General features: G+C 67.5%; 20 protein-coding genes. 5 read left to right on the top strand and 15 right to left on the bottom strand.

Going from position 1 to position 24,140, the window contains the following annotated elements:
• Positions 1 to 60: 60 nt before the first annotated feature.
• The 5 genes from SOM28_RS11015 to SOM28_RS10995 all read right to left on the bottom strand — a co-directional run bounded on the left by SOM28_RS11015 (position 61) and on the right by SOM28_RS10995 (position 5,598).
• Entirely contained in the window at positions 61 to 1,191 is a 1,131-nt protein-coding gene (locus SOM28_RS11015) for a branched-chain amino acid ABC transporter substrate-binding protein (protein ID WP_123071339.1), read from the bottom strand.
• A gap of 54 nt (positions 1,192 to 1,245) precedes the next feature.
• Positions 1,246 to 2,604, bottom strand: a complete 1,359-nt coding sequence (locus SOM28_RS11010) for an ATP-binding protein (protein WP_320468126.1) — start codon at positions 2,602 to 2,604, stop codon at positions 1,246 to 1,248.
• Positions 2,601 to 3,263, bottom strand: coding sequence for a response regulator (locus SOM28_RS11005; RefSeq protein ID WP_005662855.1), 663 nt, complete (start codon positions 3,261 to 3,263; stop codon positions 2,601 to 2,603). The genes SOM28_RS11010 and SOM28_RS11005 overlap by 4 nt, the downstream gene beginning before the upstream one ends.
• Positions 3,264 to 3,311: 48 nt before the next feature.
• Entirely contained in the window at positions 3,312 to 4,847 is a 1,536-nt protein-coding gene (locus SOM28_RS11000) for a Do family serine endopeptidase (RefSeq protein ID WP_320468125.1), read from the bottom strand.
• Between the two features lie 268 nt (positions 4,848 to 5,115).
• The gene (locus SOM28_RS10995; protein WP_123069591.1) at positions 5,116 to 5,598 is read right to left on the bottom strand and encodes an Hsp20 family protein; all 483 of its coding nucleotides are present in this window, start codon (positions 5,596 to 5,598) and stop codon (positions 5,116 to 5,118) included.
• A 217-nt stretch (positions 5,599 to 5,815) separates the two neighbouring features.
• Here SOM28_RS10995 and SOM28_RS10990 point away from each other — a divergent pair, with 217 nt between their 5' ends.
• Positions 5,816 to 7,729, top strand: coding sequence for a M61 family metallopeptidase (locus tag SOM28_RS10990; RefSeq protein WP_123069590.1), 1,914 nt, complete (start codon positions 5,816 to 5,818; stop codon positions 7,727 to 7,729).
• A 102-nt stretch (positions 7,730 to 7,831) separates the two neighbouring features.
• Here SOM28_RS10990 and hisN read toward each other — a convergent pair whose 3' ends face one another.
• The 10 genes from hisN to SOM28_RS10940 all read right to left on the bottom strand — a co-directional run bounded on the left by hisN (position 7,832) and on the right by SOM28_RS10940 (position 17,944).
• Positions 7,832 to 8,650 (bottom strand): histidinol-phosphatase, encoded by an 819-nt coding sequence (gene hisN / locus SOM28_RS10985; RefSeq protein WP_320468124.1) that lies wholly within the window; start codon positions 8,648 to 8,650, stop codon positions 7,832 to 7,834.
• On the bottom strand, positions 8,641 to 9,009 hold the full coding sequence (locus SOM28_RS10980) for a hypothetical protein (RefSeq protein WP_123069588.1): 369 nt from the start codon (positions 9,007 to 9,009) through the stop codon (positions 8,641 to 8,643). Before SOM28_RS10980 ends, hisN begins: the two co-directional genes overlap by 10 nt.
• 69 nt (positions 9,010 to 9,078) lie before the next feature.
• Entirely contained in the window at positions 9,079 to 9,855 is a 777-nt protein-coding gene (locus tag SOM28_RS10975; protein ID WP_123069587.1) for an alpha/beta hydrolase family protein, read from the bottom strand.
• Between the two features lie 86 nt (positions 9,856 to 9,941).
• On the bottom strand, positions 9,942 to 11,474 hold the full coding sequence (locus tag SOM28_RS10970; protein ID WP_320468123.1) for a Y-family DNA polymerase: 1,533 nt from the start codon (positions 11,472 to 11,474) through the stop codon (positions 9,942 to 9,944).
• Positions 11,404 to 12,111 (bottom strand): translesion DNA synthesis-associated protein ImuA, encoded by a 708-nt coding sequence (imuA, locus tag SOM28_RS10965; protein WP_147934489.1) that lies wholly within the window; start codon positions 12,109 to 12,111, stop codon positions 11,404 to 11,406. The genes SOM28_RS10970 and imuA overlap by 71 nt, the downstream gene beginning before the upstream one ends.
• Before the next feature lie 133 nt (positions 12,112 to 12,244).
• Positions 12,245 to 13,252, bottom strand: a complete 1,008-nt coding sequence (locus SOM28_RS10960) for a DUF2955 domain-containing protein (RefSeq protein WP_320468122.1) — start codon at positions 13,250 to 13,252, stop codon at positions 12,245 to 12,247.
• A 2-nt stretch (positions 13,253 to 13,254) separates the two neighbouring features.
• Positions 13,255 to 14,427: an HlyD family secretion protein gene (locus tag SOM28_RS10955; RefSeq protein ID WP_320468121.1), complete on the bottom strand. Its 1,173-nt coding sequence runs from the start codon at positions 14,425 to 14,427 to the stop codon at positions 13,255 to 13,257.
• A complete protein-coding gene (locus SOM28_RS10950) occupies positions 14,424 to 16,001 on the bottom strand; it encodes an efflux transporter outer membrane subunit (RefSeq protein WP_320468120.1) in 1,578 nt (525 codons plus the stop codon). The genes SOM28_RS10955 and SOM28_RS10950 overlap by 4 nt, the downstream gene beginning before the upstream one ends.
• A gap of 2 nt (positions 16,002 to 16,003) precedes the next feature.
• Positions 16,004 to 17,137, bottom strand: a complete 1,134-nt coding sequence (locus SOM28_RS10945) for an AI-2E family transporter (protein WP_123070922.1) — start codon at positions 17,135 to 17,137, stop codon at positions 16,004 to 16,006.
• A 24-nt stretch (positions 17,138 to 17,161) separates the two neighbouring features.
• On the bottom strand, positions 17,162 to 17,944 hold the full coding sequence (locus tag SOM28_RS10940) for a 3-hydroxybutyrate dehydrogenase (RefSeq protein ID WP_123070923.1): 783 nt from the start codon (positions 17,942 to 17,944) through the stop codon (positions 17,162 to 17,164).
• A gap of 327 nt (positions 17,945 to 18,271) precedes the next feature.
• Here SOM28_RS10940 and hepT point away from each other — a divergent pair, with 327 nt between their 5' ends.
• From hepT to SOM28_RS10920, 4 genes are all read left to right on the top strand, one after another.
• Positions 18,272 to 18,691 (top strand): type VII toxin-antitoxin system HepT family RNase toxin, encoded by a 420-nt coding sequence (gene hepT, locus SOM28_RS10935; protein WP_123070924.1) that lies wholly within the window; start codon positions 18,272 to 18,274, stop codon positions 18,689 to 18,691.
• A gap of 126 nt (positions 18,692 to 18,817) precedes the next feature.
• A complete protein-coding gene (locus SOM28_RS10930; protein WP_320468119.1) occupies positions 18,818 to 19,402 on the top strand; it encodes a DUF2760 domain-containing protein in 585 nt (194 codons plus the stop codon).
• Complete coding sequence (locus tag SOM28_RS10925) at positions 19,399 to 21,255, top strand: Hsp70 family protein (RefSeq protein ID WP_320468118.1); 1,857 nt, start codon at positions 19,399 to 19,401, stop codon at positions 21,253 to 21,255. The genes SOM28_RS10930 and SOM28_RS10925 overlap by 4 nt, the downstream gene beginning before the upstream one ends.
• A complete protein-coding gene (locus SOM28_RS10920; protein ID WP_320468117.1) occupies positions 21,252 to 24,071 on the top strand; it encodes an Hsp70 family protein in 2,820 nt (939 codons plus the stop codon). The genes SOM28_RS10925 and SOM28_RS10920 overlap by 4 nt, the downstream gene beginning before the upstream one ends.
• Positions 24,072 to 24,140: the final 69 nt, after the last annotated feature.

Raw genomic sequence — 24,140 nt, 5'->3', positions numbered from 1 at the left:
CGCTGCCTTCGCCCGTCGTTCCCGCGCAGGCGGGAACCCAAGTAAACCACCCGCAGCCCCCTACTTGGTCACCGCAATCATCGACCGCTTCCCACCCTTGAACGTATACAACGTAATCGTGCCATCACGAATATCACCACGCTGATCGAACGCGATCGGCCCAGTCACACCCTTGTACTGAATCTTGGCCAGCACCGGCAAATATTTGGCCGGCGCCGACGATCCGGCCTTCACCATCGCTTCCGCCATGGCCATCGTCGCGTCGTAGGCATACGGCGCATTGATCTGCACGTCGATGCCGAAACGCTTCTTGTAGTCGGCGCGGAACTTGTCCATGCCGGCCTTGGCGTCGCCCTGCACGCCGCCCGCTTCCGCGCACACCACCTGGCCGTCCGTCATGGTGCCGCCAGACAGCTTGAAGATCTCGTCCGAGCAGATGCCGTCGCCGCCCATCATGCGCACGTTCATGCCTAACTGCTTCATCTGGCGCAGCATCGGGCCGGCGGTCGCGTTCATGCCGCCAAAGAACACCAGATCCGGTTTGGTGGCGCGGATACGGGTGACGATGGCGCTGAAGTCGGTCGCCTTGTCGTTGGTGAACTCGCGCGCGACGACGCTGCCGCCAGCCTTTTGCAGGCTGCGCGAGAACTCGGTCGCCAGGCCCTGGCCGTAGGCAGTGCGGTCGTCCACCACCGCCACCCGCTTGGCCTTCATCGGGCCGGTGGCATACCGGCCCAGGGCTTGGCCCAGCTGCACGTCGTTGGCGATCACGCGGAAAGCCGTGTTGTAGCCCTGCTGGGTGTATTTCGGGCTGGTGCTCGAGTGCGAGATCTGCGGGATGCCCGCGGTGTTGTAGATCTTGGAAGCCGGGATCGTGGTGCCCGATGTCTGGTGACCGATCACGCCATTCACCTTGGCGTCGACCAGCTTCTGCGCCACGCTCGTGGCCTGCTTCGGATCGGCCGCGTCGTCCTCGGCCACCAGCTGGAAGGTGACCTTCTTGCCGCCAATGGTCACGCCTTTGGCGTTGAGCGCCTCGATCGCCATGCGCGCGCCGTTCTCGGTGTCCTTGCCAAAATAGGCGACCGGGCCGGTCAATCCCGCCACGTGGGCAATCCGCACCACTTCCTGGCTCGAGGCCACGCCGGCCAGGGTCGACAGCACGGCTGCCATGATTATCTTCTTGTTCATCAGTTCCTAATCCATTGCGATGCGGGCCGCGGATGGCCCGCCGAACCGAACATTCTACCGCGTCTGGAGCGCGGAGGCGGACGCCGTCCTGAACGTCACGACCGCCTTCAGCCCACCCAGGCGCGCCGAACTATCCAGCGTCAAGGTCGCCCCGTGGCGCTCGGCGATCGCCTTGATGATGGCCAGGCCCAGGCCGCTGCCGGCGGCATCGCTGCCGGCCACACGGTAGAAGCGGTCGAACACGCGCTCGCGCTCTTCCGGCGGGATGCCCGGCCCGCTGTCCTCGACCTGCACCACGATCTTGCCACTCTCGTGCTGGACCGCGATGTCGACCGTGCCGCCGCCGGGCGTGTACTTGACCGCGTTCTCCACCAGGTTGCGCAGCAGGATCTGCAGCGCGTCGGGCTGGCCAAGGGCGGTGGCCGGGTCGGCCTGCTGCACGCCCAGGTCGACGCCCTTGGCAGCGGCTACGCCGGCCAGGTCGGCCACGGTGCGGCGCGCCAGGTCGGCCAGGTCGACCGGGCGGGCGACCGTGCCTTCGGCGGCCGTCGCTTCTTGCCGCGCCAGCACCAGCAGCTGCTCGACCAGGCGCGTGGCGCGGTCGATGCCGGCGGTGAGGCGCGACACCGCGACGCGGCGCGCTTCCGGGGTGTCGGCGCGGTCCAGGCTCTGCGCCTGCAGGCGCAGCGCGGCCAGCGGCGTGCGCAGCTCGTGCGCGGCGTCGGCCACGAAATGCTGCTGGGCCTCGAAGGCGGTCCTGACGCGGCCGAACAGCAGGTTCAGTTCCTGCACCAGCGGCCTCACCTCATCGGGCAAGCCGGTGTCGGACACCGGCGACAGGTCGTCGGCCTGGCGCGCGGCCACCTGCGAGCGCACCCGCGCCACCGGCTGCAGTGAGCCGCTCACCACCCACCACACCACCAGCATCAGGATCGGCATCATGACCGCGATCGGGCCCAGCGTGCGCAGGGCGAGATTGCCGGCCATATTGCGGCGCACGGCCAGGTCTTGCGCGACCTGCACGGTCTGGTTCGAGGTCTGGATCGAGAACACGCGGTAGGTGGTGCCGTTGGCGCGCACATTGGAAAAGCCCAGCACCGCGCGCTGCGGCAGGCGCGCGCGCGAGACGCTGTGGAACATCTGCACGCCGTCGGGAGACCACATCTGCACGACCATATCGTCGTTGCCGCTGGCGCTGCTCTCGGCTTCCATGCGCGCGCGCGCTTCGTCGTTCGACAGCGGCGTGCCGGAGCGCAGCGACAGCGCCATCTGCTGCATGTGGTAGTCGAAGATCTGGTCGGCGTCGTGCAGCGCGGTGCGGTAGGCGATCGTCGCCTGCGCCACCGCCGCCAGGGTGATCGCCGCGAGCAGGAACCAGAGCAGGCGCCCGCGCAGCGAGTGCGTCATTTTCATGCCTTGGGCACCATATAGCCGACGCCGCGCACGTTCTGGATCAGGTCACTGCCCAGTTTCTTGCGCAGGCCGTGGATATAGACTTCGACCGCGTTGCTGGAGACTTCGTCGCGCCAGCTGTACAGTTTTTCTTCGAGCTGGGCCCGCGACAGCACCGCGCCGGGACGCGCCACCAGCGCCTCGAGCACCGCCCACTCGCGCGCCGAGAGCGACACCTGCGTGCCGTCGACCAGCACTTCGCGGGTGGCGGGATTGATGCTGATGTTACGGTACTCGAAGATCGGCTCGGCGCGGCCGGCGGCGCGGCGCAGCAGCGCGCGGATGCGCGCCAGCAGTTCGTCGAGGTCGTAGGGCTTGAGGACGTAGTCGTCGGCGCCGGCATCCAGGCCGGCGATGCGCTGCTGGACCGAGTCGCGCGCGGTGGCGACCAGCACCGGAGTGCGGTCCTTGCGCGTGCGCATCGAGCGCAGCACTTCGAGGCCGTCCTTGCGCGGCAGCCCCAGGTCGAGCAGCACCAGGTCGTAGTTCTGGTTCTGCAGCAGGGCCGTGTCGGCCATCTCGCCGTCCTTGACCCAGTCGACGGCGTAGTGCTCGGCCCTGAGCAGGTCGAGCACCACTTCGCCGATCATCGTATCGTCTTCCACCAGCAGTAGCCGCATGTGATTTCCTAAAATGAAGCCCGTGCGGGTCGAGGACGCTATGCTTCCTTACCCGATCCGCACCGGAATGAAGATTTTGTCACCACCGCGCTGGATCAGCAAGGCCACCGACTTGCTGGCCTTGGACACCATGTCGCGCACCTGCTCGACCGAGTTCACCGGCCGGCCGTTGACCGAGATGAGCACGTCGCCCGGCTCGACGCCGGCGATCAGCGCGGCGCCCGAGGCGTCCTCGATCACCAGGCCGTTGGCGATGCCGCTGCGGCGGCGCTCGACCGACTCCAGCGGACGCAGGGTCAGGCCCAGCTTGGCGCTGTTGTCGGCCATTTCGGCCAGTTCCTGGCCCTGGCCGCGGCGCGGCCGCTCGGCCGCATCGCCCAGGGTCGCGTCCAGACGCACAAGTTTACCGTCGCGCCAGACATCGAGCGCCATCTTGTCGCCCGGCTTGGACAGGGTCATCATGGCCGGCAGCTCGCCCGACGAACCGATGGTCTTGCCATTGGCGCGGCGGATCACGTCGCCCGACTTCAGGCCGGCGCGCTCGGCCGGGCTGCCGCGTTCGACGGTCGAAATCAGCGCGCCTTCGACCGTCTCGAGCTTGAACGAGTCGGCGAATGCCTGTTCCACTTCCTGTACCTGCACACCCAGCTTGGCATGCTGCACCTTGCCGGTGGCGACGATCTGGTCCTTGATGCGCACCGCGAGGTCGATCGGGATCGAGAACGACAGGCCCTGGTAGCCACCCGTCATGCTGTAGATCTGCGAGTTGATGCCGACGACTTCGCCGCGGGTATTGAACAGCGGACCGCCCGAGTTGCCGGGGTTGACGGCGACGTCGGTCTGGATGAACGGGACGGAGGCGTCCGCGATCGCGCGGCCTGTGGCGCTGACCACGCCGGCGGTGACGGTGCTTTCGAGGCCGAACGGCGAACCGATGGCCAGCACCCACTCGCCCACCAGCAGCGACTGCGATTTGCCGAGCGGCGCCACCGGCAAGCCCTTGGCGTCGATCTTGAGCACGGCCACGTCGGTGCGCGGGTCGGAGCCCAGGACCTTGGCGCGGAATTCGCGGCGGTCCTGCAGCTTGACGGTCACTTCGTCGGCGCCTTGCACGACGTGGGCGTTGGTTAGGATGACGCCGTCCGGGCTTACGATGAAGCCCGATCCGGCGCCGAAAACGGGAGCCCCACGATCACCGCCGCGTTCGCCGCGTGGATCCTGGAACTGTCGGAAAAATTCGTAGAAGGGATGGCTCGGGTCGAGGTTCGGCAAGCCGCCGCGATTGGCGGTCTTGGTGCCGCCGACGACGCGGATATTGACCACCGCCTTGCCCTGCTGGGCGGCGATGCGGGTGAAGTCTGGCAGGGCCACGGTCGACGCCGGAGCGCCCGCGGCGGCGGCCGGCGCGGGTGCAGGAGCCGGCGCGGCGGCGATGGCGGGCGCGCTTTCGGCCGCGGTATTGGCGACGGCATTATTGTGATTGACAGCGATGGCACCGACCGCGCCTCCGATGACGCCTGCGGCACCCAGGGCCAGCATGAGGCGTTTGGCAGTGATGGCAGTAACGGCACTTGGGTTCGACATGGTGTGTGCTCCTGGTGAAAATGTGTTGAATCGATGTTGAGTATCGATGGACGTATCTTCGCGCAGCCGCCTTAGATCATGCTTAAGTTGACAAGGCTTGGGGCTTAGGCGCGCCTTAATGATGGGCAAACGCCATTCTTCCGCTAACGCAAAAACGTCGTTCCCGCGCAGGCGGGAACCTAAGTCTGCCCGCGTTACCAAGACGCTCGCAAAATTAGGTTCCCGCCTGCGCGGGAACGACGTTGATTAGGCTAACGGCAGACCAGGCTTAGGCGGCTTCGCGCTGTTCCAGGGTCTTGACGTTGTCGGCGCCGATGGTGCCATTGATTGTGCCGGTCGCATCGCCGATGGCGATCTTGCGCGGCTTCAGGGCTTCGGGCACTTCGCGCACCAGTTCGATGGTGAGCATGCCGTTGTCGAACGACGCGGTGGTGACCTTCACGTGGTTGGCCAGCTGGAAGCGCTGCTCGAAATCGCGTGCGGCGATACCGCGGTGCAGGAAGGTGCGCTGGACGTCGTCCTTCTGCTTGCGGCCAGTGACGTGCAGGCTGTCACGCTCGGTGACGATCTCGACTTCGTCGCGGCTGAAGCCGGCGAGCGCCATCACGATACGGTATTGGTCTTCGCTCACCAGTTCGATGTTATACGGCGGGTAGCTCGGCTGCGCTTCGGCGCGTTGCTCGAGCAGGCTGGCCAGGCGATCGAAACCGATGGCGGAACGGTACAGGGGAGTCAAGTCGAAAGTACGCATGATAGTCATATCCTTGTTAAGTTAAGCGATAAGGGACGGAACCTCTGTTGAGCATTCCGTTGGTACCAATCTAATGTCATGCCAAACGATTTTCAAGTCATACGAAATACGGATTTTTAATTGTTTTTGCAAATTTTGTTTGCATGATGTATCAAGACAAATTTGGGTTGGATGGGGTGCTACACTCGCCGGCTTCCCCTTGGCTTCCCGCTTCACGATGACTGTCCTCCCCTTCCTCGCCCGCGCCGCCCGTCCGGTCAGCGCCCTCGCTCTTGCTCTCGCACTCGCCCTGCCCGCTTCCGCCCAGGTCCCTGCCGTCGGCAATGCCCCGTATCCAGGCACGATCGCGCTGCACGTCGACGCCAGCAACCTGTCGCAGCAGATCTTCAGCATGCGGCTGACGATGCCGGTGCAATCGGGTCCCATGACCCTGCTCTATCCGCAGTGGGCGCCGGGCAACCACGGCCCCAATATTCCGCTGACCCAGCTGGCCGGCCTGAAGTTCAGCGCGGGCGGCAAGCCGCTCGAGTGGACGCGCGACCCGGTGCAGGTCCATGCCTTTCATGTGACGGTGCCGGAAGGCGCCACCGAACTGGTGGCCGAATACCAGTTCCTGTCGCCGCTGGACACCAGCCAGGGCCGCATCACGATGACCGACGACATCCTCGGCGTGCAGTGGCAATCGGTGGCGCTGTACCCGGCCGGCTACCACGCGCGCCGCATCACCGTGCAGCCGACGCTCACCCTGCCGGCCGGCTGGCAATTCGCCAGCTCGCTGGCGGTCGACGCCCGCACTGGTGACGAGGTGCGCTTCAAGCCGCACGACCTCGACACCCTGGTCGATTCGCCGCTGTTCGCCGGCCGCTATTTCAAGCGCATCGACCTGGCGCCGGGCGCCAAGCAGCCGGTGATGCTGAACGTGGTGGCCGACAATCCCGAGAGCCTGGATGCGAAACCCGAGCAGGTCGCACTGCACCGTGCGATGGTCGACCAGGCGATCAAGCTGTTCGGCTCGCGCCACTACAAGCAGTACGATTTCCTGTTTGCGATCTCGGACGAATTCGGCGGCATCGGCCGCGAGCACCAGCAGTCGAGCGAGAACGGCGTGCGGCTCGGCTACTTCACCGACTGGGGCCGCAACGAAGCCGGCCGCGAACTGCTGCCACACGAATTCGTGCACTCCTGGAACGGCAAGTTCCGCCGCCCCGCAGGCCAGGACGTGGCCAACTTCAACACCCCGCTGCAGAACGAGCTGCTGTGGGTGTACGAAGGCCAGACCCAGTTCTGGGGCAAGGTGCTGGCCGCGCGCTCCGGCCTGGTGTCGCAGAACCATGCGCGCGAAGCGCTGGCGATCGACGCGGCGCGCTACGACAAGACGCAGGGCCGCGACTGGCGCGCGGTGCAGGACACGGTCAACGATCCGATCATCAACGGCCGCAAGCCGATCGGCTGGGGCAACTGGCAGCGCAGCGAGGACTACTACACCGAGGGCATGCTGATCTGGCTCGACGTCGACACCAAGATCCGCGAGCTCTCGGGCGACAAGCGCAGCCTGGAACACTTCGCGCGCGCCTTCTTCGGCATCGAGGACGGCAGCATCGACGCGGTTTACTACACCTTCGACGACGTCGTGGCCGCGTTGACCAAGGTGCAGAAATTCGACTGGGCCCCATTCCTGCGCGCGCGCCTGGACGGCCACGGCCCGGGCGCGCCGCTCGACGGCCTGGCCCGCGCCGGCTGGAAGCTGGTGTATGGCGACACCCCGAGCAACGCCGTCCGCGCGCTTGAAGAACGCAGCCGCAGCGCCGACTTCACCTATTCGCTCGGCTTCTCGGTGCGCAGCAATGGCGACGTCACCGGCGTGGTGTGGGACGGCGTCGGTTTCCGCGCCGGCCTGGCCGCCAACACCACCATCGTGGCGGTCAACAACCGCGCCTACAAGGGCGACGTGCTGAAAGCGGCGGTGCGCGCCAACAAGGACGGCAAGGCGCCGATCGTGCTGCTGGTGCGCAAGGGGGATAACCTGCGTACCATCACGCTCGACTATCGCGACGGCTTGCGGTATCCGAAGCTGGAGCGCATTCCGGGAACGAGGGATCGCCTGGATGCCTTGTTCAAGGCGGCAAAATAATCCTGTCCGGGCAATGACATCGCGGCGGTCTTCGGGCCGCCGTTTTTATTGGTGATGCATCCGTCATTGACCGGCGTGCGGAAACAGGAGATCGGATAGCGCTCAAGCGTTGCACAGGCGCGCGATCAGCGGCAGCAGTTGCCGATGCAGGTCCGGGTCGCCGCAGGCAATGACCGAGCCGCCGTGCTGGGGATCGCCGCCGTCCCAGGTGGTGATCATGCCGCCGGCGCCTTCGACCACGGGGATCAGGGCCTGCACGTCGTGGACGTCGAGATGCGCTTCCAGCACCAGGTCGACCAGGCCGTGGGCCAGCAGGCCATAGGCATAGCAGTCGCCGCCGAAACGCACGATCTGCGCCTGCGAGGCGATGGCGTCGAACACGGATTGCTCGGCGACTTTCGCGCCGGCCGCGGGCACGGTCAGCATCACGCGCGCCTGCGCGAGGGTCGGGCAGCGGCGCGTGCGGATCGGTGCGCCGTTGCACCAGGCGCCATCCGGCGTGCCGATGAAACGTTCGCGTGTAAATGGCTGGTCGATGACGCCGATGACGGGTTTTATTCCGTCGTTGAGGGCGATCAGCGTGCCCCAGATCGGCAGGCCGGTGACGAAGGCGCGGGTGCCGTCGATCGGGTCGAGCACCCACTTCCACGAACTGACGCCTTCCACGCTGCCCTCTTCCTCGCCGACGATGCCATGCTCGGGATAGCGCGCGGCGATCAACGCGCGCATCGCCCGTTCGGCGGCGCGATCGGCCACGGTGACCGGGTCGAACACCGCCCCGCCGGCTTGCGCGGCCTTGTCCTCGACGACGAGGTCGGCGCGAAAGTGCGGCAGGATGGCGGCGCCCGCGGCGTCCGCGAGTTCTTCGGCAAAGGCGCGCAGGACGTCCAGTTGCGCGTTGTCGCTGCCCGTCACTTCCATTCGCCGCGCTGGTTCACCAGCGTTTTCTTGCCTTCGGTGACCACCAGGCGGCCATCCGCGAAGACGGTATAGGTCACGCGGCCGGACTTGAACACATAGCCCTGGAAGGCGCCGGGCGTGACGCCGTCGGCGGCAAGCGAATGCATGGTCTTGCCGCGCAGGGAGATCGCCTTGCCGGACTTCTTGCTGGTACCGACATAGCGCACGTCGTCACAGGTGACGTTGCCCTCCTCGCACTGCTGCGTGATCTTGACGGTGAAACCCGGCGTTTCCAGGGTTTGCTGCGCCTGGGCGTGGGCGTATGTCGACGCAGCCAGCGTCAGGGCAGCCAGGGCTGCCAGGTTCGTGAATCGCTTCATGGGTCCTCCGGTCGGCTTCGATGGGCGGATTATGCCTCATCGAATCGGCGCGACCGTTCGCTGGTTCTCTTATGGCTCCGCGCGGCCCAGGTCGAGATAGCGCGAGGCCCAGGCGGCGATCACGTCGGCGATGTAGATGGCGTCGTGGCGGCGCCTGAGGAGGTGGTCGGCGCCGTCGAGCGAGACGAAGCTTTTCGGATGGCGCGCGGCCTGGAATATCTGCTCCGCGTTGGCCACGGCAACCGTGTCGTCCGACGGCGAATGCATCACCAGCAGCGCGCGGCCGAGGTCGCGGATCTTCTGTTCCAGGCGCTGCTCGGCCACGTCTTCCAGGAACTGGCGCTTGATCGTGAACGGTCGGCCGGCCAGCTGGACGTGGGCGACGCCATGCGTGGCGATGGCGTCGATGTGCTCGCGGAACATGCCGGTGACGTGGTGCGGATCGCTGGGCGCGGCGACGGTGGCGACGGCCTTCACTTCGGGCATGCTGGACGCCGCGGCCAGCACCGCGGCCCCGCCCAGGCTGTGGCCGACCAGGAGCTGCGGCGCGGCATACTCGCTGCGCAGGAAATCGGCGGCGGCCACCAGGTCGGACAGGTTGGATGAAAAATTGGTATTGGCGAACTCACCCTCGCTGGCGCCGATGCCGGTGAAATCGAAGCGCAGCACGGCGATGCCGTGGCGCGTCAGGCCTTGCGCGATGCGGGCCGCGGCGAAGACGTCCTTGCCGCAGCTGAAGCAGTGGGCGAACAGGGCGTAGGCCTTGACCAGGCCCTCGGGGGCGTCGAGGCGCGCGGCCAGCAGCTGGCCGTCGGCGCCTTTGAAGTGGACTGCTTCGCCTGCCATGCATGTCTCCTGATGTTGTCGCAGCACGATAGCATGGGCTTGCGCGGCGCCGACATCTGCCAATGGAGACATCCATCGACACGGCATCACCCGAACAAGCCATGCAAGAACCAGCGCGGCGCCGCATCCTCGCCCGTGCCGTTGATGCGCTCGCGATAGATCCAGTACAGCGCGTGGTCTTGCCCCTCGGCGATGAAGTAGTCGCGCGTTTGCGTCTGGCTCCACCAGCCGGCCTCGATGCGTTCGGGATTGGACGCCACCCGCAGCGGTGAACCGTAGAACGGCCGGTGGTCGCGCATCAGGAGCGCGATCGGCTTGGCCAGCAGCCAGCTCGGGCGCGGCAGGCTCTGCACGTCGGGCGGCATCTGCGCCGCGCGCGCGGCGGCGCTCACCTTCTGTTGCACCGGCACCCAGGCGTTGGCGACTTCGGGCCGGTAGTCGGCCACCGGCAGCGCCTGCAAGACATTGTCTGCGCCCAGGCGCGCCACCAGCAGCTCGATCATGCGCATCCGGTCTTCTTCGGTGCCGCCGGGATCGGGGAATAGCGAGTCGGTCGGCGGCGCCATCGCCTGCAATTGCTGCGCCTCCAGGCCGATGCCGATCACGGGCGCCTCGAGTTCGAGCTTGGCCAGGCGCTCGCGCAGCAGGCGCAACAGGTGCTCGTCGCGCCAGGTGGGTTCGGCCAGCGCCACCTCGACCAGGGTCGGTGGGCGCGCCATGCGGCCGCGCTCGTGGTCGAGCGACAGCCGGATGCGCTCGACCGCCAACTGGCGCGCGCACAGCCAGCCCGTCATCTGCAGCACCAGGCGATGGGCGCCGGCCAGCAGCAGATCGGCCTGTTCGAGCCGGTCGAACAATTCGAGCCGCGCATGGAAACGCTCCGGCGGCGCCACCCACTGGAACAATTCGGCGTTCAGGCCATAGGCGGCGTCCAGCATGTCGAGCAAGGCGCGCCCGCAGCGCCGCTGCAGGCCGGGTCGCGGCAGGCGCTGCAGCTCGTCCAGGCGGCGGCAGCCGATGCCCTCGAACCAGCTGGCGAACGGCCGTGCCGGTGGCAGCAGGCCCACCGGCAAGCGGTCGAGGCGCCGTACCAGCGAGTCCATCGTGAGGGCGCGGCCCGCATTGCGGCGCGCCAGCAGCCAGGCCCCGCGCGCGGTGGGCGCGCAGGCGATGCAAGCCGTGAAGCCGAGCGCCGCCATATTGGCGCGAATGCGCTCGCACAGGCGCCGGATGCCGCCGAACAGGCGCAGGCTGGCGCCGATGTCGAGCAGCAGCGTCGCTTCTTCGGCCAGCGCCACCTGCGGCGTGTACTGCAGCATGGTCATCGCCACCGCATCCATGGCCTCGGCTTCGCGCTCATGGCTGCGCAGTTCGATGCGCGCCTCGGGCATCAGCATCAGCACGCCGCCGCGGCGCATGCCGATCTGCACGCCGGCAGCGCGCGCCGTCGGCGACAGCGCCATCACCCGCTCCTGCTCGAGGATGACGCTGCCTGGGGCCGGGCCGCCAGCAGCGCCGCCGGACTCCCCCGCCGCCTCACCCGCCGATTCACTGCACCAGCGTGGGCTGAAGACCTCGAGCGGTAGCTGGGGCAAATACAGGCCGATCCAGAGGCGCATGGCGTTGCAGTAGTGAAGATCCAAGAGGAAGGAACAGTGGCGCCTCGCGCTGCGGTCCCCGACGTTTGACGAAGTCGATATTCATGCCGCCGGCCGCTGGCCGCAGCGCAAGACGCAAAGGCGCGGGAGATGCATCTTGCGCCGCCGCCAACGGACGGAGCATGAAAAACAGCGTTTCGCCGCCTTGCGCCGCCAGGTGCAGGCGGCGCAGATTGTCGTTACGCATATGGTTGGCCCAGAACAACAAAGCACCGCAACTACCGCTGCGCAACACCTGCTCGGCCGCCCACAGCGCGTCCGCGGTGCGCGTCGTGCGCAGCCACAGCAATTGGGACGGCTCCAGGCCGAGCGCGGCAAGCGCCAAGGCCTGGGGTGGATGGGGCGGCTGCAGCAGCACGATGCGGCGTTCGGCGCAGGCGGCCAGGGCCGGCCGCAGCAGGCGCAGCTCGCCGATGCCGGGCTGCTGCAAGTGCAGGTCGACCAGGGTGCCGCCGGGCCAGCCACCGCCGGGAAGCTGGCCCGAGAGCGTTGGGTGGCCGGTATCGATGCAGCGCGTGTCGGCATGCGCCAGCTGCGACGCGCGCCACAGCGATGGGTGCACTGCCTCTGGTGCGGCAAGGATGGCTGAGTGGTTCATATCAGGCTTATCAGACAAATACTGTATAAACGTACAGTACTCGCTGAAGTCGCGTTTTGCAAGACCTATTCATTTTGGCTATACCAATTAGGTTACTGGTATTGACTAAAACTAAACGTCTTCGCTTGCCTACTCAAGCCATTGACCTCGACGCGCGCCACCCTTCCAACACCCACACGACGGCCCAGGCATACAGCGCCAGCACGATGAACAAGCTCACCCGCACGAGCGAGGCATGGCCGACGTCCTTCCCCACCACGCTATCTTCAATGGCCGGCCCCAGCAGGATCAGCATGGTCACCAGGGCATTGCTCCAGAACGAGGGGGGCAGCGCCGAGGCCTTGAGGCCAAATAGCCTGGCCCCGCTCCAGAGCGCGGCGGCGGCCATCCACAGCACCAGCATCCACAGGGTCGGCAACAAGGCCAGGCCGAACCAGGCCAGGGTCGCCATGCCCGCGCCCGCCAGGGTCGACCCCACCAGTACCCGCCCCGCCGAGCGCGCGCCGGTGGAGCCGGCCTGCTGGCCCAGCAGTACCGACTTGATGATGGCGGACAGATAAAAAGCCGGGTGGATCAGGGCCAGCACCAGCACCGGCATCACCACCAGCGTGGCCTGCGCGGCGCGCCACCTGGCCGCGTGCGCGGCAACGGCGGGGGGCGCCGACCTGGTAACGGAGTCCGCCTCATCCGGGAACAAGGCATGCGACAGGCTGCCGACCAGCACGCCGACACCCATCCCCAGCGCGATGGCGGTGCTGATCGCCGGCACCAGCGCCTGGTCGACCACGCCGGCCACCGGAACCAGGGTGAAGGCAATCGCCACGATATTCGCCAGCGGGCTGCCGCTTTGCAGGCCGACGAAGAACACCGCGTACAGCAGCAGCGCCGTCAACAGCAGCGCGACGCTGGCGTAATGCTCCAGCAGCGGCACCATCAGCACGCCGGCCGCCAGCACCACGGCGACCAGCAGGGCCACCACCAGGCCCTTCAGCAAGGGCATCGGCGGCCCCGGCTTGCTCAACAACAGCACGGTCATGACACACAGCACGAACGGCGACGGCAGCGCCAGGCCATAGGCGAGCAGCACGGCCAGCGCCAGGCCGATCGCCAGCCGCAACACCGCCTTGTCAGCGCGCTCCATCGTCAATAGAGATAAGAAAGGTAGCTCATCAGGCGGATGAAGACGGCGCCCAGCCAGTTCATCAGGCCGTAGTCGTCCGTGTACACCAGCACGTCGGCCTGTCCGCCGATCCTGGCCGCGCGCAGCTGCGCGCGCTCGGAAGGATCGAACTCCACGGCAACCGGGAAGCGTTGCGCCTGGCGCAGCCAATCGCGGCTGTTGTCGATCTCGGGCAAGGTGCCGGCCTGGGCCTGCCGGCCCGAATTGACCCCGCTGCCCACGCTACGCACCCGTCCTTTCAAGACCTTGCCCGGCACGACATCGAGCACGATGGAGACCTCGTCGCCCGGCGTGATATTGCCGAGGTTATTCTCGGTCATGTCGGCGCTGATCCAGAGGTCGTGGACGGCGATCAGGGTCATCGCGGCCGAGCCGGCCTGCACGACCTGGCCGACATCGGTGCGCAAGTCGGTCACCAGGCCGCGTGCGGGCGCGGTCACGGCCGTGCGCTCGAGATCGAGCTCGGCCTTCTCGACCGCCGCGCGGGCGCTGAGCAGCTGCGCATTGCGCTCTCCCTGCTCGCCGGCCGCCTCCTCGGCGCGGCGCAGCTCCGCCTGGGCGGCGATTTCCTGGCTGCGCGCCGTGGCCAGCGAAGCGCGCGCATTCTGCACCCGGCGGATCGACAGCGCGCCGGGGTCCTTGGCAAAGATCTGCTCCATCCGGCCCGCGTCCTGCTTGGCGAACACATGCATGGCCCTGGCGGCCTGCAGCGCCGCCTCGGCCGCCTTGACCGCCAGCGCCGAGGCATTCACCGAGCGCCGCACCGATTCATAGTCCGCCAGGCTGCGCCGCAGGGCGATGCGGTAGGTGCTGGGGTCGATATGGAACAGGAGTTGTCCTTCCTCCACCTCGTCGTTGTTCTTGACGTAGACCTCGTGCACCATGCCCGTCACCTCGGACGCCACCGGCACCACGAAGGCCTGCACCCGGGCCTGCGAGGTGTATGGCGTCAGGCGATCCGCCACCAGATACCAGCCCAGGCTGGCCACGATCAGCGCCAGCACGACAATCAAGCCCAGCCGGCTTTTCTTGCCCGGCCGCGCCGGCGCCGGCGCGCTGGATGCCGCCGGGACGGGCGTCGGCGCCGAGTCGCCGGGCGGCGCCGACTGTTCGAGCTTGACCGGTTCCGGGCTCATGGCCTGCGCTCCCCTCCAGGTGCTGGCAGGCCCTCGGCGCCGGGCGCCGGCAAGGGCGCGCGCAGGACGTCCTTCCAGTCGCTGCGCCGCTCCATGACGGCGCGGGTCGCCTCGTCCACTGGCGGGCGGCTCCGGCCCTGCTCCCAGCCGCCGCCCATGGCCTTATAGAGGGCGATCAGGTTCTGCGCCAGGCTGCCCTGGCTCGTGGCCAGGAGCTCTTGTTGGCTAAACAGAGAGCGTTGGGAATCGAGCACGCGCTGGAAATCGGTCAAACCCTCCCGATACTGAAAGCTGGCAATATCCAGCGAACGCCGGGCGGCCTTGACGCCATCCGCCAGCAGCACGATCTGCGCGCCCGTCCGGGCAAAGCCGGCGGCCGCATCGTCGACCTCGCGCGCCGCATTCAGCACCGCCCCCTGGTACTGCTCATAGAGCTGCTGGAAGCGGGCATCCTGCACCAGCACGCCGTTGCTCAGCCGGCCATGGTCGAACACATTCCACAACAGGCCCGAGCCCAGCGCCCAGTTCAGCACCCGCGGCGCCCCATCGAGCGAGGTGGCCGACAGGCCCACCGATCCCAGCAGCGAGATCGAGGGATAGAGCTCGGCCGCGCTCACGCCGATCAGGGCGGACTGGGCAGCAAGCTGCATCTCGACCGCCCGCACATCGGGCCGGCGCCGCAGCAGATCGGCCGGCAGTTCGGTGATCAAGCCGGCAGGCAGCCTGGTCATCATGTGCCGGCCGTCCTCCTTCGCCTTCATCTCGGGCAGCGGGCCGGGCGCGCGCGCCAGCAGGATACTCAAGGCATTCTGCGCCTGGCGCAGGCCGATCTCGAGCGGAGGGATGGTGGCGAGGGTGCCCAGGTACAAGGTCCGGGCCTGCTGCACATCCAGCTCGGCCTCGTTACCGCCACGGAACAGCAGCTCGGTGATCTCCAGGCTGCGCAATTGCAAGGCCGCATTGTCGCGCGCGATCGTCAACCGCGCCTCGGTGGTGCGGATCGTGTAATACAGGCTGGCCACCTGGGCCGCCATCAAGACCTGGACGTCGTCGTAGCGGGCGATGCTGGCCAGGTAGCCGGCGTCGGCCGCCTCGATGCCGCGTTTGAACTTGCCCCAGAAGTCGAGTTCCCAGCTGATGTCGAGATGGGTGTCGAAGTTGCTCAGGCTGCTGTCCGGCCCGCCTGCCCGCCGCTGGCCCACGCGCAGCAACTCGCCGCTGAGCTGTTGCCCCTGCGGATAGAGCGTGCTGCCGGCGATCCCGAGCTCGGCGCGTGCTTCCATGATGCGCAGGCCGGCGGCGCGCACCGTGGGGTTCACGCGCTGCGCCTCGGCGATCAGTGCGTCGAGCACGGCATCGTCGAAGCCGCGCCACCATTGCTGGATCGATCCGCGTCCCGGCGCGCCGGCGCCGGATGTCAGCGAGGCCAGCGAGCCGCCGTCCCAGCCGGCCAGCGCGGCCGGCATATCAGGACGTTCGAAGTCGGGCCCGACCGTCCCGCAAGCGCCCAGCAGCGTCGCGCCTGCCAGCGCCAGCGCGCCCCTGCCCGACCGCCTCCCGAGCGCGGCGCACACGGTTACTCCGGCGCCGCCGTCACAGGCGCTGGCACAGGCGGCGCCACGGCGTCGGGGCTATTCGCCACCCACCACATGAAGGCCTGGTAGCTCAGGGCCAGGAAGACCGCGCCGACGAACATGCCCAGCAGGCCGGCACTGGCCAATCCACCCAGGGCGCCGAGCAGGATCACGGGCATCGGCGCATCCACGCCGCGCCCCAGCAAGAGCGGCTTGAGCACATTGTCGAGCGAGCCGGCGAGCAGGAGCAGCACGGAATACGTGATCGCCTGCGTGCTGCTGTAGCCCCCACTGGTCCAGATATAGATAATCACCGGCAGGGTCGCCAGGATGGCCGGCACCTGCACGATGCCCAGCACCAGGATGAGCAGGGACAGCAGGCCCGCAAACGGCACGCCGGCAAGAATGAACACCAGGCCGATCACGATGGCCTGGATGAAGGCCACGCCCAGCACGCCCAGGGCCACCGCCCGGATAGTCGACGTGCACAGCAGGGCGAACTCCTCGCCGCGCTCGATGCCCACCATGCGCACGAAGATGGACCTGATGGCGTTGGCGCCCGCCCGGCCCCAGGCCATGATGATGCCGGCGATGATGAAAGAGAACAGGAACACCAGCATCGCGCCGGCGATGCTGGCCACCACCTGCAGCGCCCTCCTGGTCAGGTCAGTCACTTGCGCATGCCTGCTGCGCAGCAGCGCCGGCAAGTCCGTATAGGCTTCCAACCACACTTCGTGGATGCGCTTGCCGACCAGCGGCCATTCGGCCACATTGGGCGACGGCGCGGGAACCTTCAGGGTACCGGAGCGGAGGCTGGCGACGGCGTCCTGCAGCGATTCGCCGAGCGAGGTCATCAGGATCGCCGTCGGCACCCCGATCAGCACGATGCCGACGATCACCAGCAGGGTGGCCGCCAGCCCCTGCTTGCCCGCCATACGCTGCGCCAGCTTCTGGTGCGCCGGATACAAGGTCACCGCCAGGACCACCGACCAGACGATGAGCGACAGGAAGGGCGCGAAGATGCGGTAGCTCAGCAGCGCCAGCCCGAACACGATGCCGGCCCGGATGAACACGTCCAGCAGCTTTCTCGACAGGCGTTCTTCGAGATTGGTGTCGAGCTTGTCGGGGGCATTCACGGGGCGGTCCCTTTCTTTGCTGGCCTACTCCATGAACCAGCCATGGCTCACGATCAGCGACTGGCCGGTGAGCGCATTAGAGGGGAAAGCGGCGAAGAACAGCGCGACCCGGGCAACGTCCTGGACGGTCGTGAACTCGCCATCGACGGTCTCCTTGAGCATCACGTTCTTGATGATCTCGTCCTCGGAGATGCCCAGCTCCCGCGCCTGCTCGGGAATCTGCTTGTCGACCAGGGGCGTGCGCACGAACCCCGGCGCGATCAGGTTGGCGCGCACACCATGTTTCGCGCCTTCCTTGGCCATGACCCTGGTCAGGCCCTCGAGCCCATGCTTGGCCGTGACATAGGCCGACTTGAGCACCGACGCTTCCTTGGAGTGCACGGAACCGATATAGATGATGCTGCCGCCGCGCCCGCCCGCGTACATATGCCGCACGCAGGCGCGGGTGGTGAGAAAGGCGCCGTCGAGGTGAATCGCCAGCATCTTGCGCCAGTCGGCAAACGGAAACACTTCGATTGGATGCACGATCTGGATGCCCGCATTGCTCACCAGGATATCGATGCCGCCCCATTGCGCGACAACCGCCTCGATGCCAGCCTCGACCTGCGCTTCATTTGCGACATCCATGCCCACGCCCAGCGCCTCGTGGCCGGCGACACGCATCCCGGCGGCGGCAAGCTCGGCCGCCTCCAGGTTGAGGTCGGCGATGGCAATGCGCGCGCCTTCGCGCGCATAGGTCAGCGCGATTTCCTTGCCGATGCCGCTGGCGGCGCCGGTGATGACGGCAACCTTTCCTTCGAGCTTCATGACGCCTCCGTGGAATGTCTGTCAGATGCTCGACCGCTCGCACAGTTCGGACAATTGGACCTTGGTCGCATGATCCGGACAAGGCAAAAGTCTTCTTGAGTTAGCGCAAAAACGTCGTTCCCACGAAGGTGGGAACCCAATCTTGCAAGCGTTTCGACGACGTTTGCAGCACTTGGGTCCCCGCCTGCGCGGGGACGACGTTTTTGAACTCTAGCTCAGCTAGCTTAACTGGACGGTATTAGAGCCGTGCCTTGATTATTGACGTACTGGCACTATCTATATCGTTTAGCCCTTGAGGGCAAACCGACCACCGAAAACGGAGGCACCATGGATGACGACATTCTGGTCAGCAAAGCCGGCATCATCGAACGCTGCTGCCGGCGTGCCCGCGACGAGTATGAAAAAGACCCGAATACTTTCCCTGAAGACATCACGCGCCAGGATGCCGCTACCCTGAACGTGATCCGCGCCTGGGAAGCCGCGATCGAGATGGGCGATTATGTGATCGGCAACGCCCGTCTCGGCCTGCCGCAGGACGAGCGCGAAGTCATCACCTTGCTGGCAGAACATGGGTGGATCGCCCCCACCCTGGCCGAGGATCTCAAGCGCACCGGCGAGTTCTGCCGCGCCGAATGGGATTATCAGGCGTCACCGCTGCCGGCCCTGGTGACCATCGTCAAACGTGGCCTCGACGATTTCACCGATTATTCGGCTGCCTTGCTGGGCGGCGCACGACTCGTCGAATAAACTTTCCAGCCAGTTGTCGGCACGAAAAACAGGCGCCAACTGGTATGATTCGCCTTTTTCCGGGGGTGGCTCTCCCATTGTCTGACATGACAACCAGCCATCCCGCACCTGATTACCAAGAAAAAAATGAGCACACCTTCCAATCTGCCTGGCTTCTTCAGCCGCCTGTCGATCGCCTTCGGCGCCCTGTTCAAATCGCTCGGCGACGCCGAGTTCGCCGCGCGCGTGCGCGATGACGGCGTCGGCCCGACCGCCGCGCCCGCGCCTGCCCCCGTCCCGACTCCAGCCCCGACTCCAGCGCCAACGCCGGCCCCGACGCCGCTGCGCGCCCCAAGCCCGGATTCGGCCCTGCAACTGCTGAGCCTATTCCAGCGCGAAGCCCGCCTGATCGACTTCGCCCACGAAAACCTCTCTGCCTATTCGGATGCCGACATCGGCGCCGCCGCCCGCGTCGTGCACGAAGGCTGCGCGCGCGTGCTGCGCGAGCATTTCGCCATCGAACCGGTGCGCACCGAATCGGAAGGCAGCCGCATCACCCTGAACGAAGGCTTCGACGCCGCCAGCGTGCGCCTGACCGGCAATGTGGTCGGCAAGGCGCCGTTCAACGGTACCTTGAGCCATCGCGGCTGGCGCGTATCGAAAGTCACGCTGCCGCAGCTGGCTGAGAGCCACGATGCGCGCGTGCTGGCCCCGGCGGAGGTGGAACTGTGAGCCAGCCGGAAAACGCACGCTATGCCATCGGCATCGACCTGGGCACCACCCACAGCGCCCTCTCGTATGTCGACCTGCAGGCCAGCGACGGAGAAAAAGCCGTCGACGCCGTGCTGCCGATCCCGCAGCTGACCGCCCCCGGCACGATCGAGGCGCTGCCGCTGCTGCCGTCCTTCCTCTACCTGCCACACCCGGACGAGATGCCGGCCGGCGAACGCGCCCTGCCCTGGAGCCAGGGCGAGGAAACCGCAGTGGCCGGCGAGATGGCGCGCAGCCGCGGCGCCACCACGCCGATCCGCCTGGTGTCGTCGGCCAAGAGCTGGCTGTGCCATCCCGGCGTGGACCGTCGCGCCGCGATCCTGCCGCAGGATGCGCCTGAAGAAGTCACCAAGGTATCGCCGCTGGCCGCCTCGACCCGCTACCTCGAACACCTGCGCCAGGCCTGGAACGCGGCGCACCCGGAAGCGCCGTTCGACCAGCAATCGGTCACGGTCACCATCCCCGCCTCGTTCGACCCGGCCGCGCGCGAACTGACCGCGGAAGCGGCGCGCCAGGCCGGCTTCGCCCCCACCCTGCTGGAAGAGCCGCAAGCGGCCCTGTACAGCTGGATCCAGGGCAGCGGCGGCCGCTGGCGCAAGCAGGTGCAACCGGGCGACATCATCCTGGTGGTCGACGTCGGCGGCGGCACCAGCGACTTCTCGCTGATCGCCATCCTGGAACGCGACGGCAAGCTCGAACCGCACCGCGTGGCCGTGGGCGACCACATCCTGCTGGGCGGCGACAATATGGACCTGGCCCTGGCCCATTTCGTGGCGCGCAAGCTGGCCACCAATGGTACTCAGCTCGATGCCTGGCAGATGCGCGCCCTCACCTATGGCTGCCGCAGCGCCAAGGAAGAACTGCTGGCCAATCCGAACGCCACCACCCATCCGATCGTGGTGCCGAGCCGCGGCTCGAAGCTGATCGGCGGCTCGATCCGCACCGAACTCACGCGCGAGGAAGTCACCTCCTTCATCACGGATGGTTTCTTCCCACGCGTGGAAGCGTCGGCACGTCCTGCCGTGCGCACCCGCGCCGGCCTGACCCAGCTCGGCCTGCCGTATGCGCAGGACGCCGCGATCACGCGCCACCTGGCCGCCTTCCTGGCGCGCCAGGCCGGCGCCACCGCCGAACTCGAAGGTTTCCAGGGCCGCGTGACCGCGGAGCACAGCTTCCTGCATCCGAGCGCGGTGCTGTTCAACGGCGGCGTGTTCAAGTCCGGCATCCTGGCCCAGCGCGTGATGGACACCATCAACGACTGGCTGTACATGGAGGGCGCGGAACCGGCGCGCATGCTCGAAGGCGCCGACCTCGACCTGGCGGTTGCCCGCGGCGCGGCCTATTTCAGCTACGCGCGGCGTGGCGGCGGCGTGCGCATCCGCGGCGGCACGGCGCGTTCCTACTATGTCGGCGTCGAATCGTCGATGCCGGCGATCCCCGGCATGGAGCCACCGCTGGAAGCCTTGTGCGTGGCGCCGTTCGGCATGGAAGAAGGCAGCGAGCTCGAACTGCCGGGCCAGGAATTCGGCCTGGTGATCGGCGAGCCGGTGACCTTCCGCTTCTTCGGTTCGACCACCCGCCGCCAGGACCGCATCGGCGACGTGCTCGAGTTCTGGGGTCCTGAAGAACTGCAGGAACTGAACGAGATCCAGGCCACGCTGCCGGCCGAAGGCCGCGTGGCCGGCGAAGTCGTGCAGGTGAAACTGCATGCGCTGGCGACTGACGCCGGCACGCTGGAACTGGCGGCTGTCGCCCGTGACGGCCAGCGCTGGAAGGTCGAGTTCGACGTTCGTACTGCCTCCGACGCACAGTGACGTACCTGGTAGGCATCGACCTCGGCACCACCAACACGGTGCTGGCCTTTGCCCGCGACGGCAAAGGCGCGATCGAGCTGTTTTCGGTCGACCAGCTGGTGGCGCCCGGCGAAGTCGCTGGCGCACCGCTGCTGCCGTCGATGCGCTACCACCCGGGCGCGGATGAACTCGCGCCCGGTGAACTGCAACTCCCCTGGAATACCCCTGACGTCGCCGGCGTTGAACACGTCGCGCTCGGCCGCCTGGCGCGTGCGCTCGGCGCGGCCACGCCGGGGCGCCTGGTGGCCAGCGCCAAGAGCTGGCTGTCGCATCCCGGCGTCGACCGCATGGCGCCGATCCTGCCCTGGGGCGCCGACGGTGACGTCGCCAAGGTGTCGCCGGTGGCGGCCAGCGCCAGCTACCTGGCCCACCTGCGCGCCGCATGGAATACGCGCTTTCCCAAACAACCGCTGGAACGCCAGCAGATCGTGCTCACGGTGCCCGCCTCGTTCGACGAAGGCGCGCGTGCGCTGACGCTGGAAGCGGCGAAGCAGGCCGGCCTGTCGGACGTGCGCCTGTTGGAAGAACCGCAGGCCGCGCTGTATGACTGGCTGTACCGGCATCGCACAAACCTGGCTGCGCAGCTTTCCGATGCACGCCTGGTGCTGGTGGCCGACGTCGGCGGCGGCACCACTGACTTCAGCCTGGTCAAGGTCGACGCCAAGGATGGCGAGCCAATGCTCACCCGCATCGGCGTGGGTAACCACCTGATCCTGGGCGGCGACAATATGGACCTGGCGCTGGCCCACCTGGTCGAAGCACGCATGGCCGAACAGGTCGGCGAAGACGCCACACGCACCCGCCTGTCGAGCGCGCGCCTGGCCCAGCTCACCGAACGCTGCCGCGCGGCTAAGGAGCAGCTGCTGGCCGACGATGCGCCTGACAGCATCACCGTCACCCTGCTCGGCGCCGGCAGCCGTTTGATCGGCGCCAGCCGCAAGGCCGACTTGCGGCGCGAAGACATCGAACGCATCGTCCTGGACGGCTTCTTGCCGCTCAATGCGGCGCAGGAGGACGCGAAACGCGCACGCGCCGGCATCGTCGAATTCGGCCTGCCGTATGCAAGCGATCCGGCCATCACGCGCCACCTGGCGGGCTTCCTGCGCCAGCACGCGGCCGCCGCGCGCGAGGCGCTTGGCCTGCCTGACGATGGCAGCTTACCGGTGCCCGACACAGTGCTGCTCAACGGCGGCGTGTTCCGCGGAGCGGCGCTGGCGCAGCGGCTGGTCGACACCCTGGCGGCATGGCGCGGCGCTCCCGTGCGCGTGCTGCACAACGAGAATCCCGACATCGCCGTCGCCCGCGGCGCCGTGGCCTATACGCTGGCGCGCCAGGGCTTGGCCCCGGCCATCGAAAGCGGCGCCGCGCGCAGCTACTACCTGCTGCTCGATGGCGAGGCGCAAGGAGACAAGCTGCGCACCGTCTGCCTGCTCCCGCGCGGCACGCCAGCCGCGCTCGAGGTGGCATTGGCGGACCGCAGCTTCGCGCTGCGCGTGGGCCGTCCGGTGCGCTTCCACCTGGTCTCGACCATCGCAGACAGCGGCGCGCCGCCGCAGGCCGGGGACCTGGTTGACCTGGATCCATCCGAGGTGGCTCGCCTGCCGGCGATCGCCACCGTGCTGCGCGCCGCGCGCGGTGCACCGACCGAGATCCCGGTGCGGCTGGTGACGACCCTGAGCGAAGTCGGCACGCTCGACGTGCATTGCGTCGCCGAGGATGGCGGCCAGCGCTGGCAGCTCGCCTTCCAGCTGCGCGGCAATGACGACGGCGACGGCGACACGCAAGAAGAGGTGCTGCCTCTGGAGCTGGACGCCGCCGTTGACAAGATCGAGCGCGTGTTCGGCACCCGTTCGAAACAGGTCGACCCGAAGGAAGTGAAACAGCTGCGCGCCGGCCTGGAACACCTGCTCGGATCGCGCGAACGCTGGACCACGCCCCTGCTGCGGCGCCTGTTCGACGCCCTGCTGGCGCGCGCGAAAGGCCGGCGGCGCTCGGTCGAGCACGAGCGCGCCTGGCTGAATCTCGCCGGCTACTGCCTGCGTCCCGGCTTCGGCCACCCGCTCGACGAATGGCGCATGGAACAGTTGTGGGCGATGTTCGACGGCGGCGTCCAGCACCACAAGGACAGCCAGGTGCGCGCCGAATGGTGGACCTTGTGGCGCCGGGTGGCGGGCGGCCTGTCGCTTGAGGCGCAACTGCGCGTGCTGGACGATTTCGCCTTCAACCTGCAGGCCGATGAATCCGAACGCGGACGCCGGCCGGTCACCCTGGTCGAAGGCAGCGAAGAAGACATGCTGCGCGTCGGCGCCTCGCTCGAACGCATCCCGTCGGCCTACAAGGCGGAGATCGGGGAATGGCTACTAGGGCAGATCGATGACATCCCGTCCGCCGGCAAGCTCGATGCGCGCGCCAGCGCGCGCTATGGCCGCTACCTGTGGGCCCTGGGCCGGGTCGGCGCGCGCCAGTCGTTCCAGTCGAGCGCCCACGAAGTGGCGCCGCCCGACGTGGCCGAAAGCTGGCTGGTAAAACTGCTGCAACTGGACTGGCGCAAGGTGGAGCCGGCCGGCTTTGCCGCCGCCCACATCGCACGCATGACGGGCGACCGTTCGCGCGACATCGGCGAAGCGGTGCGCGAAGATGTGCTGCGCCGCCTGGCCGCCAGCGGCGCGCCGCCGATGTGGACGGCGATGGTGCGCGAAGTGGTGGAACTGGACCAGGCCGTCGAGACGCGCTTGCTGGGCGATGCGCTGCCGCCAGGGCTGAAGCTGCTGCGCTGACGCCGCCATACCCAAGCATCGAGGTCGGGAATCGTTGATGACCAAAACTTACTATGCTAAGTTTTGCTC

The sequence above is a fragment of the Massilia sp. CFBP9026 genome (assembly GCF_034045165.1).
Taxonomy (GTDB): domain Bacteria; phylum Pseudomonadota; class Gammaproteobacteria; order Burkholderiales; family Burkholderiaceae_D; genus Telluria; species Telluria arenae.
Note: the sequence above shows the minus strand (reverse complement) of the source record. Positions and strands in the feature narration are given on the sequence as shown.

Excerpts from the sequence above, each read along its gene's own strand:
- SOM28_RS11015 (WP_123071339.1), bottom strand. The coding sequence starts at position 1,191 with ATGAACAAGAAGATAATCATGGCAGCCGTGCTGTCGACCCTGGCCGGC.
- SOM28_RS11010 (WP_320468126.1), bottom strand. The coding sequence starts at position 2,604 with ATGAAAATGACGCACTCGCTGCGCGGGCGCCTGCTCTGGTTCCTGCTC.
- SOM28_RS11005 (WP_005662855.1), bottom strand. The coding sequence starts at position 3,263 with ATGCGGCTACTGCTGGTGGAAGACGATACGATGATCGGCGAAGTGGTG.
- SOM28_RS11000 (WP_320468125.1), bottom strand. The coding sequence starts at position 4,847 with ATGTCGAACCCAAGTGCCGTTACTGCCATCACTGCCAAACGCCTCATG.
- SOM28_RS10995 (WP_123069591.1), bottom strand. The coding sequence starts at position 5,598 with ATGCGTACTTTCGACTTGACTCCCCTGTACCGTTCCGCCATCGGTTTC.
- SOM28_RS10990 (WP_123069590.1), top strand. The coding sequence starts at position 5,816 with ATGACTGTCCTCCCCTTCCTCGCCCGCGCCGCCCGTCCGGTCAGCGCC.
- hisN (WP_320468124.1), bottom strand. The coding sequence starts at position 8,650 with ATGGAAGTGACGGGCAGCGACAACGCGCAACTGGACGTCCTGCGCGCC.
- SOM28_RS10980 (WP_123069588.1), bottom strand. The coding sequence starts at position 9,009 with ATGAAGCGATTCACGAACCTGGCAGCCCTGGCTGCCCTGACGCTGGCT.
- SOM28_RS10975 (WP_123069587.1), bottom strand. The coding sequence starts at position 9,855 with ATGGCAGGCGAAGCAGTCCACTTCAAAGGCGCCGACGGCCAGCTGCTG.
- SOM28_RS10970 (WP_320468123.1), bottom strand. The coding sequence starts at position 11,474 with ATGCGCCTCTGGATCGGCCTGTATTTGCCCCAGCTACCGCTCGAGGTC.
- imuA (WP_147934489.1), bottom strand. The coding sequence starts at position 12,111 with ATGAACCACTCAGCCATCCTTGCCGCACCAGAGGCAGTGCACCCATCG.
- SOM28_RS10960 (WP_320468122.1), bottom strand. The coding sequence starts at position 13,252 with ATGGAGCGCGCTGACAAGGCGGTGTTGCGGCTGGCGATCGGCCTGGCG.
- SOM28_RS10955 (WP_320468121.1), bottom strand. The coding sequence starts at position 14,427 with ATGAGCCCGGAACCGGTCAAGCTCGAACAGTCGGCGCCGCCCGGCGAC.
- SOM28_RS10940 (WP_123070923.1), bottom strand. The coding sequence starts at position 17,944 with ATGAAGCTCGAAGGAAAGGTTGCCGTCATCACCGGCGCCGCCAGCGGC.
- hepT (WP_123070924.1), top strand. The coding sequence starts at position 18,272 with ATGGATGACGACATTCTGGTCAGCAAAGCCGGCATCATCGAACGCTGC.
- SOM28_RS10930 (WP_320468119.1), top strand. The coding sequence starts at position 18,818 with ATGAGCACACCTTCCAATCTGCCTGGCTTCTTCAGCCGCCTGTCGATC.